The organism is Bacillus cereus group sp. BfR-BA-01350, assembly GCF_022663775.1.
Classification (GTDB): Bacteria; Bacillota; Bacilli; order Bacillales; family Bacillaceae_G; genus Bacillus_A; species Bacillus_A paranthracis.
Genome location: NZ_JAKUGD010000002.1, coordinates 51,018 through 64,142 on the forward strand (window position 1 = coordinate 51,018; position 13,125 = coordinate 64,142).

Sequence of the window (13,125 nt, forward strand, 5' to 3'; positions counted from 1 at the left end):
GAAACCATATGAGGTGTTCTAAAAATGAAAATACAAATTGTATTGTTTGATGGCTTTGGTGAGCTTGTTTCTTTCGCACCGTTTGAGGTACTGAAAAGAGCGATAGAAGAAGGGGCTCCGTTTACAGTTGAATTCGTTTCAAGTGAACCAAAACAAGAAGTTACTACCTCGTTCGGAGTTACGGTTCAATTACATGATTTTTTACGAATGGATAATCGTCCAGATTTGTTAATTGTACCTGGTGGTGGCTGGAATCATAAAGCGAAGCACGGGGCACGAAAGCAAGCAGAGCTTGGTACTTTAACCAAAATGATTAGAGAGATGCACAATGAAGGAACGATTGTTGCTGGTGTTTGTACAGGAGGTATGCTACTAGCTGCATCCGGTATATTGAATGATAAAAAGGCAACAATGCATCATTTGGCGCAGAGTGAAATGAATAAACATGGAGCAGAACTTCTTCCTTACAGAATTGTGGATCAAGGGGCTATTATTACTGCAAGGGGAGTTACTTCAGGAATTGATTTAGGACTTTGGATTACGGAAAAGTTCGCAAGTTCTAAAATTGCAGCTGCTGTTGAATATAGAATGGAATATGAGCGACGGGGAGTTGTGTGGGAATAATTTTTTATTCGCTTAATCATATTTTTGTAGATATTGTAAAAGAGAAAGAGCCAATTCATACGAGTAGGCTCTTTCTTTTATATGCTCATTTTCTATGTTTAATAATTTGGCTGAATATAACCTAACTTTATTCCCTTTGTGACACCTCCCCAAATCCCATCAGCCTATAAAATAAGGAAAGTTCCACATAATGGACATAAACGATGCTTATAAATATAAAGTAGGATGTTATGAAAATGAATAAAGATTGCAGAGCCTACATAAAAAGGGCCTTAGCTAAACCCAGAATATAAAGTGCTTTTTTGAGGATGAGAAAATATGTATAGGAGGAAGGACATGAAAGACAATACTCCTAAGAAAATTTTATTTATTCAATCAGGAATTCCTTTTTATTATCCAATGATCGAAGCAGCAATTTTGAATAGTTTACAAAAGATAAACAGCGATACAAGTATGGTGAGTCCAGAAAAAGCTATAAAAACCGCGTTAAAAATGAAACCAGATTTTATTTTGGTATTAAGCGGTTTAAGTGAAGAATTTAATCATATTATGCCATTCTTAAAAAAGGCAGGGTTTACTACTGGACTTTGGCTGACAGATGATCCTTATTATACGGATGTAACACAACATCTTGTGCCGTATTATGATTACATATTTACGCAAGATTTAAATTGTATCAAGTTTTATAGAGGGATAGGATGTAAGAATGTATTTCATCTCTCGTTAGCAGCAAATCAAGATGTGTTTAAACCTTCTCTTAAAGAAGATACATATAAGTATGATCTTAGTTTTATAGGAACCGCATTTGAAAATAGAATTAACTTTGTTGACTCTATTTCAGAGTATTTAGCAGAAAAAAATATAAAAATTGTAGGTTTCGGTTGGGAGAATTTAAAGAGTTATGAAAGGTTAAAGGATAAAATACAAATCTTGCCACTTGCAAAGTATGAAGATGCGTTACATTTTTACGTATCTACTAAAATCAATATAAATTTGCATCGTTCACTAATTGATCAGGAATTGAATTGTAACTCTGCAAATATTCAAGCGTATTCCGTAAATAATAGGACGTTTGAAATTAATGCCGTAGGTTCTTTTCAATTAACTGATATACGTCCAGATGTAGCAAAACATTACATACCAGGTGTTGAAATAGAAACTTTTAATAGTGCATCGGAGTTTATACAAAAAGCAGAGTATTATTTGGAACATGTACAAGAAAGAAAACGTATAGCAAAAAATGGACTGGATAGAACTTTGAAACATCACACATATGATAAACGAATCATACAATTATTAAACTATATTAATTTGAGGGGCGTGAAGGTGTAATCTAGTCATTAACTTACATGAAATAGCATCGATTATACTTGAAGATAAGCGTTTAATGCACTGGGATAGACCAGAAGAGATTGCTGAAGACGTTTTAAATTGGTTACTATAAAAAAGGTCCGTTGTTCGAATGTGAGCAACGGGCTTTCTTTTGAAAAACTGAATTTAAGAGTGATGGAGAGATAAGCAAGAGCATTACAGTTCTATTACCAATTCATTTTTTGATATAATGGATACGTGGCAGAAAACAGATAGAAAGATACTGTTAGTAATTTATACTTAAATGTAGGGAGATTGAACAGAGTTATGGGGACAGAGAAAGAAATTAGTTCCGCTAAATTAATATGGAAGATGACGCGCCCGCATACGTTAACGGCGACGTTTTCTCCTGTAATTTTAGGAACAGTGGCATCACTTTATGTTGCCAAAATTGATTGGCTTTTATTTATTGCGATGATGGTTGCATGTTTAGCATTGCAAATAGCGACGAACTTATTTAATGAGTACTATGATTTCAAACGTGGATTAGATACAGCTGATTCTGTTGGAATTGGTGGCGGAATTGTCCGTCATGGATTGAAACCAAAAAATGTGTTAACAGTCGCACTTTTATTATATGTACTAGCTGCACTTATCGGAATTTATATTTGTATGAATAGTAGCTGGTGGTTAGTCGTCATCGGTTTAATCGGAATGGCGGTTGGCTATTTATATACAGGTGGTCCATTACCAATTGCGTACACTCCGTTTGGAGAATTAGTTTCTGGCTTGTTAATGGGGACATGCTTTGTACTTATTGCTTTCTTTATTCAAACGAATACGATAACGACTGAAAGTGTATTGATTTCCATTCCAATTGGAATTTTAGTCGGTGCAATCAACATGTCAAATAACATCCGAGATATTGAAGAAGATATTAAAGGTGGAAGAAAGACATTAGTAATCCTCCTTGGGAGAGAAAAAGCAATAGTAACACTAGCTGTAGCCTTTTTCGTTGCTTATTTATGGATTGCGGTAATTGTATTGATGGGTTATATAAGCCCTTGGGCATTAGTGATGTTCCTAGGTTTAAGAAAACCAATCTCTGCCATTCAAAGTTTCCAAAAAGGTGCAAAGGATCCCGGATATATGCGCATCGCCATGAAATCAACAGCGATGACAAATACGATTTTCGGCTTTTTATTATCAGCAGGATTACTAATAAGTTACTTGTTTTAAATAAAAACCCCCAGTTTCTCAATTTTAATTTAGAGAAACTGGGGGTTTTTATTTTTGTTTCTTTAATGTTAAAAATACGCTTCGTACTATAAAACTAGAAACTACTTAGTTATTTCCTCCTTGAAATGAGGATAAAACAATTCTATTAACAATTACAAGAAACTTGGTTAGTATAGAGTGTATTGGTTCTATAGACGAAAAGTATTTCGTGCTGTCGTAAGGAATTATTAAATTATAGGGCGCTATAAAATAAAAAACATAATTTTCAGACTTATATTTAGCAATAATTTATATGTTTTTTAGTCTTAACATATTATCCAATAAATGTTATTTTTAAAATCCGAATATATGTTTTCGGTTTGATTAATCAGAATTTTCTATTTGTTATTCATGTTTACTAGTTTACATTTTTTATAAAAAATGTTATTTTATAGGTAATAATTTGAAGGGGGTGAAAAGTATGAAAAAGAACACAAGTGTAATTCATGGAACACAACCAGCTTTTAACAACTGTGGCTGTCAAAAACCACCGTCACCACAAAAATAGTAAATTTAAACATTATTAGACATAATAACTTTTAAATCCACTGGGGCTACTTAGTTCCCAGTGGATTTAAAAAATAATTAAAAATATATTCTGTAAGGAGGAAAGAATAATGTACATAATCCTTTCTAAGGATGTTATATTACGTGATGAGCATCACTATATAAATTCAGAAGCTCGTTTTTTTTATAATGCTAAAACTAGACATTCAGAATTCCTTTCAGCAGCAGCCTTTGAATTATTAGTATACCTTTCGAAATCACGAACTATAGAGGACGCCTGGGAGTTCTATCATAAGCGCGCTATGGAACTAAATGAATTACCTCAACGGGAGGAATTCAATCAGTTTATTAATGAAATGATTTTAGGAAATACAATTTTAAAAACCAGTAAAAAAGAAAATGTTACTAAGCCACTTTCAAACTTAAAAATATCACCACCCGCTTCTTTTAAATATACACCAATGACATTTCCTACAAAGGTTAATATAACTAGTACTATGAGATGCAATCTTGCATGCAAACATTGTTTAAGAGAATCATCTCCATTTGTAGATATTTCTGATGAACTTAATACTGATGAGGTAATTCAATTGTTTTCTGAATTAGACAATTTAGGCGTTATAGAGCTCGCTTTTTCAGGAGGAGAAACAACAACCCGAAAAGATATATGTGCAATTTTAGAACATGCAGGTACCTTAAGATGTTTTTTTGAATTTTTCACTAATGGTCATAGAGTAAGTGATAAAGTTTATCAAACTTTATTAAAAGTAAAAGAAAAAAAACAAAGAGGGCTACAAATACACCTCTCCTTAGATGGTGATGAATTTTATCATGATCAAATGCGTGGAAAAGGTTCATATAAACGCGTTATGGATACTTTAAAGCGATTTGCACAAGATAAATTTTATGTAATTGTTGAATCAGTATTAGTTCCGGATTGTGTAAAATCTGATGGAGTTAGAAAAGTTGTAGAAGCTTGTATAGAAAATGGGGCAAATGGAATAAGTTTTCACCCAGCATCTGTATCTGGAAGGGCTAGTTTAAACCCTGATTATTTTCAATTTACTTTGTCTGAATTAGATTATTTTCATAAACAAGTAATACAAATAACAAAAGAATATCCTTCTACTAAAATTGAATTTCAGACTTATTATTATCCAGGCCCTAAAAATAAAGATAATGATTTCGAATTACCACCCAATGTTGGGCCGCAAGGAATGTACTTATTAGCAATTGGAGCAAATGGAGATATTTATCCTTGTACAGAATCCATAGGTGATACATCACAAATTATTGCTAATGTAAAAGATGAAGGTGGTGTTCTTTCTGCATGGAATAGTCGAAAATGGGATTTTTATCGTGGGGGCTGGGAGTTAGATGAATTAACTGCTTGCATAGGTTGTAAATTCCATGGAGATTGTACAATGCAAACTTGTAGATGCTATGCTCAAAGAGTTTTATTAAACAAATACGACGCTATGCCAGAATGTTATAAAGTGAGGGATGAAATATGGGAAAAATCAAAGATCTAAGTTTTCCAGAATTAAGTAACAATATAGAAGAACTTTTAACATTAAATAAAGAGGACTTTTTGCATCTATGTTCAAAACCAGAAGATTGGAACACGCCTAAAACTTATTCGACATTTGTTAATGAAAATGAACAAATGATATTAAAATACAAAGAATTCCTAGCATATCGTCCAATGCATTGGGCATGGTTCTTACGAATGCTGAAACAACAGGGGATAAGTAAATCTTTTATATCTATTCCTCCTAATCTTTCAGAAATTATTAAAGAACCATGTATATTTGTAATCCCACATTTTGGACTACATATGTTAGTACCTCATATTCTCGGACATTTTATTAAACCAGAATCACATATACTAGCATCAGGGTACATAGATGCAGAAAGTGTTAATAGTAGCATTAATAATATTTTACCAAATGTTCAGGTGGAATTTATGAAAATTCCAGACATATGGATTTTAAGAAAACTTATTCGTGGCTATAACAATGGAAATTACCCTATAATATATCCTGAAATTTCTTCATCAGAAGATAAAACTTTCTTTGAATTAAAATTGTTGGGAGAAAAAGTATATGTTCCAATGGGAGTTGAACATATAGGTCGTTTATGTAAAAGTAAAGTAATTCCTATAGCAATGACATATAATGAAAAATATGAATTACATCTTGGTCCTACTCTTAATTATACTGAAATAGGGAGCATTATCTTACCTCTTTTTTCTTGGATCGAACAGCTTATTCAAAATACTCCCTACCAATGGTTTGGTTGGCAATTCATGGAAGATATGATGGTGAGTAAGGCGATTAAAAATGAACTTTCTTTAGTACAAAAACAATGAACAAACAAATAAATTCTATTATCATTGCAATGGGAGTTCAATCATTTCAAAGCAGTTTAGTCTTTTTAGCCATGGCATGGTATTTTACTAATATAACTCAATCACCACTAATATATGGGTCTCTTATGGCATTTCGTTATGTTCCAGGAATTTTATTTACGATGTTAAGTGGTATAGCAGTTGATAGAATGAAAAAAATTCCTCTTGGAATTTCAGCAAGTATTTGTAATATAATTTCACATTGTTTTTTATTAATTGCGGGTCTTCTTAATCTTTCAACAGAAGGAATGGGATATTGGATTTATGCTGTAATTGTAATTTTAATGGGCATCTCTTCCGCTATATTAACGCCTCTTGAAAGGACACTAATTCCGTCCTTGGCTCAACCAGAAAAGCTAAAATCTATTAATAGTATTATTAGTATTGTCACACAAAGTATTGCTATTATAGGAACAAGTTTAGCGGGTGTTTTCCTTTTGATAGGAGGATTCTCTTTAGCTATGGCCGTCGCAATTTTTATGGCCATTATATCATTAGCTTGTTATATTTTTCTGTTCCTTACTGTTAAATTAACGGAATCACCATCAAATTCTAGAGGGGTAATTAATGCGTTCAAATCTACTATAAAAATATTAAATCACCAGCGGTGGATATTTAGTGCCATTGCATCTTCAATATTTACCAACATGGCATTTGTTATGATTATGGATGTTTTGTTGCCAAATCTTTTTTCTGGATTGAAATTCAACGGTTCTGCTGCATTAGGAATTTGTTTTACAGTAATGGGAATTGGAACTTTACTAGGTGCGGCAATGACATATAAAGTAAAAAGAATAAATTTTAACATAGCAATGGTTCTCTATGTTTTCTCAACAATATTTGGTGCAATAGGCGGTCTTATGACAAACTCAATCATAATAAGTATTGTATTATTTGGTCTATTTAGTTTATTCGCCGCTCCTGTATCAATAATATATCAAACCGAACTTCAACAAATAATACCGAATCAACATCTTGGAAGTACTATGGGATTTATTGCTTCAGGAGTAACAATGGCTCAGCCATTAGGTGTAATTTTAGCTGGATTTCTTTTACTCAAATTAAGTGGAGAAATTATTTTAATTATGGCTTGTGGGATTTCATTAATCTCAGTTCTAATTGGTTGGTGGCATATATATATACAAAAAGGTAGAATCATGAACCAACATGTCAAAAGAGAAACTAGTATGTAAATCGTTCTATCAAATAACTTTACATTATGATTGGAAGGGAATGCTTGTATGCTGACCTGTACTGCACTCCCTTTTTGAAATCTCCCCATGTCTATTAACTGAATAAGCAAATCTTTACTAAACGGAAACATGAATTGTTAAGTAAGTTTTTTATAAAATCATCAGCGTGTTCGTTCTTATTCCATATCCTTCCTCATTTCCACATGCCCCAACACTTTTTTAGTTAGTACATATCTCTTCGCAATGACATATACATTTTTTTCTGCGGCAAGCGGATTAAATATGTATGAATCTTTACATTCCATATATATAACCATTAGAAAAAAATCTCACTTAAAATTGACTTTTCATAAGTTTAGCTAGATAACGATATGATGATATTTTATGCCTATCAATCCAACAGAACAAGTTATTCAAAAATAATAAAAATGAATTTCATTATTATAAAAGATGCCAATTTTTCGTTTAACTAGAAGAAGCAAAGCGGAAAATGATTGAGATGAAAAAAATAGTTATTCAAATGGTCTCATTATGGAGAGGTTCAAAATAAAAAATGTTCAAGAATGTCATCTTAGTAATTGAAAATGGAATCAATCAAGATTATTATATTGTTATTGTAATTATAAATGTAATTACATTTTATTTAAGGAGGATACATAAATGAAAAACTCAAAAGGCTCTATTGAGTCAGAGATAAGTAAAGCAATTACGCACTGGGAAAAGGACTACCTAGGACGCGGGTCTATATCCGTTAAGACAGATATATTACGAGATATGATTATCGTAAATTTACAAGGTATTTTAACGCCGGCTGAATATACTGTTTGCGAAACAAAAGACGGTATGCTAACGATAAAGAAAAATCGTTCGGAGCTAGTTGAATCTGGAATTGACGATTTGAAAGAGATTATATTAGAATTAACTGGAGAAAAAGTGAAAAGTTTTCATACGGATATAAGCTCGCGTACTGGTGAACGAGTAATGATTTTTAAATTGTTTCATAATCTTGAGGAGAAATTTTAAAAATACCGTATGGTTAGTGGAAGGATTAAGAAACCTACAAGTTTTGTACTTTATTAACAGGCTAATAATTAAAAACTTGAAGTTATTTAGGTATAATAAATCTTAATTCAAATAACTCTTAAAAAAACGGATAAAGAAATTGACAAACTGCTTAATATGGTTTATCTTATAATTGTTTTAAAAATTAATAGATGCTCATTTTAACAGTTTGCTATAATTAAGGCTTTAGCATTTTTTTAATATGTAATATTGACTAAATGAAAAAGTTTCTTAATTGAAAGATAGCGCATAACATAAATTGATATATTGATTGCATAATCTAGGAGATCAGAGATATACTGTTATTTTTAATAGGATTAATACATACATTATTATCCTCTATAAAATGGGAGCTCTTCAAAAAACTTTATTGAAGTTAGTTGAAGTGAAACCGACAATCTCCATAATTCAATGATGATATAAAATCATTGAATTATGGAAGTTGTCGGTTTTTTTTATGGAAAAAACGATGTACGAAAAAGAGTGAATAAAAATTGAAATTAAAAAAACTATCGTAATGAAAAGGAATTTTTATAGGTTATTTTCGTTTGGAAGGGAGTATTTTACATGTTAATTTCGCTAAGTTCATCAACACTGTTAACATTATTTTTTATAGCGCTTAGTGCTTCTTGGCTAAGTGGATTATTGTTTTTACATGCAAGGATGCCTTTACGTTTTGTTCATATCCATATTGGTATCGCTGCTTTGCCTTCATTGGTTTCTTTACTTGCACTTGTTAATCACAATGGAGATAGAGTTGTGGGGCCTTGGCATCTAGATACTTTAGCTTGGTTAATGGCTTTCTTCGTTCTTACAATTGGTTTAATCATTCAGCGATTTTCTGTACGTTATTTAATGGGAGACCGCTCATATCGAAAATACTTTGCACTTTTTACATTTACTACAGGTGTATCTTCAGTTGCATGGTTAAGTGATGATCTTCGCTTCATGATTATGTGTTGGGGTGCAACACTTATAGGATTGGTTCTACTCATCGGGCTAAATAAAGGGTGGAAGGTAGTTAGTGAAGCAACAAAAATCTCAGGCTATTTATTTACAATAAGTTGGATTGCCTTACTATCAGCTATCATTTGGCTGTTTCAAATAACTGGACAGTGGCAGTTAACATCAGTTTTAACGAATGAAAATGTAGCTCAATTTGGAACATTAGAGAAAACAGGAATTAACTTATTGATTATAGTAGCTGTGATGATTCCAGCAGCACAATGGCCTTTTCAAAGATGGTTAATTGAATCAGCTGTTGCTCCGACTCCTGTTTCTGCTATTATGCATGCGGGTTTAGTAAATGCTGGCGGTATCATGTTAACTAGATTTTCGCCACTTTTTCATGATGATATTGCACAAATCATTTTACTCATTTTCTCTAGTATTTCTGTCTTAATAGGAACAGGAATTAGTTTAGTTCAAGTTGATTATAAGCGTCAGCTAGTAGGTTCAACGATTGCACAAATGGGATTTATGCTGATTCAATGTGCATTAGGTGCTTATTTAGCAGCTGTTATTCATTTAATGTTACACGGTTTATTTAAAGCCACACTGTTTTTACAAGCTGGTTCCTCAGTACAACGTGTTGAGGTAGTGAAGCAGTCTAATGAAAAGATGTCCAATTTATGGATGATAGTCGGGCGTGTTTTAGGGTTATTTATAGCAATTGCTTTCTGGTTTATAACTTCTGGAGAGGGGTATCAATTAGTTAGTGCGTTCATCTTAGGCTGGTCATTATACTTTTCATGGAAACAGCTTGTTGTTTTTGGAGAGGGAAGAATGGGACGAATTGCCGGCTTAATTGTTTTGATTGGATTTTCTCTCATTTACTTTACCGTTCATAATTCTCTTTATAAATGGTTGCACACTGACATGTACCAAAGTGTTCAACCTTCAGCTCCAGCCGTTATCTTTGTTATATGTATCTTACTATTTAGTAGTGTTATTTGTACTTTCGTTACTCGTAATCAATCTTCTACTTTATCCGCTGTACTTTATCTTTGGTCAGTTCGAGTAGGTGAGGCGAGACGAAAGTCAGTAGAAAGTCATCCAAGCTATCTGAAACATGATGTATCAAAGGGAGGTAATCAGTGATGAGCATACAGTCAATCGTAACGAAAGAAACTTTAAAAAAGAAAGATACAAACATTGAAATACAAGAAAAGAATATGAATGATTTAGTTGAATCTGCTAGCCGAGTGATTGCGCCACTTTGGCCTATCTCAACCTTTGCAGCTCATCACCCTTGGATGGGACTTGAAAAACAATCATTTGAACAAGTTGCAGATTGGTTAAAAGAAGCTCGTAATGTAGATATATATCCTAGTGCTTCTATGATTCATTCGGCAAAGGCGAAAGGTGAGATTGAGGAATCATTTTTACAAATTGCCTTGTCTCGTTGGCTTGATTCACAATCTTTTCATATGCCGCGAGAGACAGCAGAGCGTTTTTGCCAAGCAGCTTTAAAGTTAGAAAGATTACCTTCTAGTCTATTATCATCGCCAGAATTAAATAAATTGGCAGAAGAAATAAGTTATGTAAATACAGGGAGTATGAAAGACTCTTCTATGCAACCAATAAGCTCGCTTATAGAGAATCAAAATGGTGACAACCTATCGGATATTCTCAATTATCATATTATTAAATGGTGTAAATTATATCTTGATGACGCCGGGGCAAGTTGGGCGATGCCAAACCGAGAGAAAGGTTTTTATCGTGCGTGGCAACATCTTATTACATTTGATCCAGCGCTCAGTAAAACTGAACGTAAAGTTTTAAAAGATTGGCCAGAAGATCCCCTTATAGCTTTAACAAAGGCATTATCTGAATTAGGAATTTCTGAATCTAATAGGCAAGCTTACCTTGAAGGACACTTACTTTCTTTGCCTGGATGGGCAGGAATGATACGATGGCGCTCGCAACAATCAATTGAGGAACAGGAACTTCTCGTAGAATATTTAGCAGTGCGACTTTCTATGGAGCTAGCCATTGTAAAACCGTATTTACCTTTAAAAAATCAAAAGGTTGAGAAAAAAGTTTCGATCGTCCCACTAATAGCTTCTTGGATTTATTGGGGGGATATTTCAGTAGAGAAATGGTCACAAATGTCTGCAACTGAACAAAGTGAATTATTAGCATTCGCTTATCACTTTGATGAAAATACTCGCAAGAAACTTTGGCTAGAAGCTTGGGAACAGACCCATGCAGAGCAATTAAAGGAGAAGATCGCTTCTAAACAACGTGCAACTAATGATAAAAAGCGTGTAGTAGCTCAATTAGCATTTTGTATTGATGTACGTTCAGAACCGTTTCGTCGCCACCTAGAAAAATTAGGTCCGTTCGAAACGTTTGGAATAGCTGGTTTCTTTGGGTTACCAATTGCAACTACTGAACTAGGTAGCAATGACAGCCATCCTTCTTTGCCAGTTATATTAAAACCGAAACATCAAATAAAAGAGCTCGCGGATGAAAATGAATATAAATCTTATGAGCAACGTAAGAATATAGACAGCTCAGTAAGTTATACGTTTAAGACAATGAAACAAAATGTACTGACAAGTATGCTATTACCTGAGGTAAGTGGCCCTTTACTTGGTTTACAAATGATAACAAGGAGTTTTGTGCCAAGAAGAGTAGGTGGCTTCATTCGTAACCTTCGTAAAAATATGTTGCAAAAACCTGATACAACATTCTCACTTAATCATGTTCATGATACAAAATGTGAGATACCGATCGGTTTTACGAAAGAAGAAAAAGTGAACTATGTGCGTCAAGCTTTAAAAATGGTGGGATTGACAGAAAAATTCGCTCCTTTAGTTGTAATGTGCGGCCACAGTAGTCAAAGTACGAACAATCCTTATGCCGCAGCGCTTGAGTGTGGTGCTTGTGGCGGAGCAGCAGGGGGATTCAATGCAAGAGTTTTCGCTACTTTATGTAATCTTCCAGAAGTGAGAGAGGCGTTGTCTGCTGAAGGTATTAAAATTCCCGATGACACCATTTTTGCAGCAGCTGAACATAAAACAACAGTGGATGAATTGGAATGGATTTACGTCCCAAAACTTTCGGAAACTGCGCAAGAAGCATTTGATTGTATTGAGTCGATTATGCCGAATGTAAGTCAACATGCAAATAGAGAGCGTTTAATGCAATTACCTCATTTTAAAACGAAAATAAAAAATCCGAGTAAAGAGGCACACCGATTTGCAGAAGATTGGAGTGAAATACGTCCGGAATGGGGATTAGCTCGTAATGCATCTTTTATTATCGGACAGCGTGAATTGACTCGGGATTGTGACTTAGAAGGTAGAGCTTTCCTTCATAATTATGATTGGAAACAGGATGAAAGTGGCGATATATTAGCTAACATCATAGCGGGACCGGGAACAGTAGCTCAGTGGATCAATCTACAATATTACGCTTCAACTGTAGCCCCTCATTATTATGGTAGTGGAAACAAAACAACACAAACCGTTACGGCAGGTCTTGGTGTTATGCAAGGAAATGCAAGTGATTTGTTATCAGGCTTACCTTGGCAATCCGTTATGCAGTCAGATAGTGAAACGTATCACTCACCACTTCGTTTACTCATTGTAATTCAAGCGCCTACTAAATATATAGAACGTTTGCTAAATAATGATTTCACATTTCGAGAAAAAGTTCAAAATGGATGGGTCAGACTTGCAAGTGTTGATCCAGAGGGACGCTGGAAAAACTGGTAGCAATCATGTAATGCAT

General features: G+C 33.8%; 9 protein-coding genes. All 9 read left to right on the forward strand.

Annotation, left to right across the window (positions count from 1 at the left end):
* Nucleotides 1-24 precede the first annotated feature (24 nt).
* The 9 genes from MR147_RS04395 (at nt 25) to MR147_RS04435 (ending at nt 13,109) form a co-directional block, all read left to right on the forward strand.
* Entirely contained in the window at nt 25-624 is a 600-nt protein-coding gene (locus tag MR147_RS04395) for a DJ-1/PfpI family protein (protein WP_242303684.1), read from the forward strand.
* A gap of 336 nt (nt 625-960) precedes the next feature.
* Complete coding sequence (locus tag MR147_RS04400; protein ID WP_242303685.1) at nt 961-1,956, forward strand: CgeB family protein; 996 nt, start codon at nt 961-963, stop codon at nt 1,954-1,956.
* A 306-nt stretch (nt 1,957-2,262) separates the two neighbouring features.
* Nucleotides 2,263-3,174 (forward strand): 1,4-dihydroxy-2-naphthoate polyprenyltransferase, encoded by a 912-nt coding sequence (gene menA, locus MR147_RS04405; RefSeq protein ID WP_074608335.1) that lies wholly within the window; start codon nt 2,263-2,265, stop codon nt 3,172-3,174.
* Nucleotides 3,175-3,830: 656 nt separating this feature from the next.
* Nucleotides 3,831-5,252: a radical SAM protein gene (locus tag MR147_RS04410; protein WP_242303686.1), complete on the forward strand. Its 1,422-nt coding sequence runs from the start codon at nt 3,831-3,833 to the stop codon at nt 5,250-5,252.
* Nucleotides 5,231-6,091: an LpxL/LpxP family acyltransferase gene (locus tag MR147_RS04415; protein WP_074611040.1), complete on the forward strand. Its 861-nt coding sequence runs from the start codon at nt 5,231-5,233 to the stop codon at nt 6,089-6,091. The genes MR147_RS04410 and MR147_RS04415 overlap by 22 nt, the downstream gene beginning before the upstream one ends.
* Nucleotides 6,088-7,323, forward strand: a complete 1,236-nt coding sequence (locus MR147_RS04420) for an MFS transporter (protein ID WP_016087261.1) — start codon at nt 6,088-6,090, stop codon at nt 7,321-7,323. Before MR147_RS04415 ends, MR147_RS04420 begins: the two co-directional genes overlap by 4 nt.
* 660 nt (nt 7,324-7,983) lie before the next feature.
* Complete coding sequence (locus MR147_RS04425) at nt 7,984-8,346, forward strand: Na-translocating system protein MpsC family protein (protein WP_000798158.1); 363 nt, start codon at nt 7,984-7,986, stop codon at nt 8,344-8,346.
* Between the two features lie 606 nt (nt 8,347-8,952).
* Complete coding sequence (locus MR147_RS04430) at nt 8,953-10,485, forward strand: NADH dehydrogenase subunit 5 (RefSeq protein WP_074607286.1); 1,533 nt, start codon at nt 8,953-8,955, stop codon at nt 10,483-10,485.
* Nucleotides 10,485-13,109, forward strand: a complete 2,625-nt coding sequence (locus MR147_RS04435; protein ID WP_242303687.1) for a DUF2309 domain-containing protein — start codon at nt 10,485-10,487, stop codon at nt 13,107-13,109. The genes MR147_RS04430 and MR147_RS04435 overlap by 1 nt, the downstream gene beginning before the upstream one ends.
* Nucleotides 13,110-13,125: the final 16 nt, after the last annotated feature.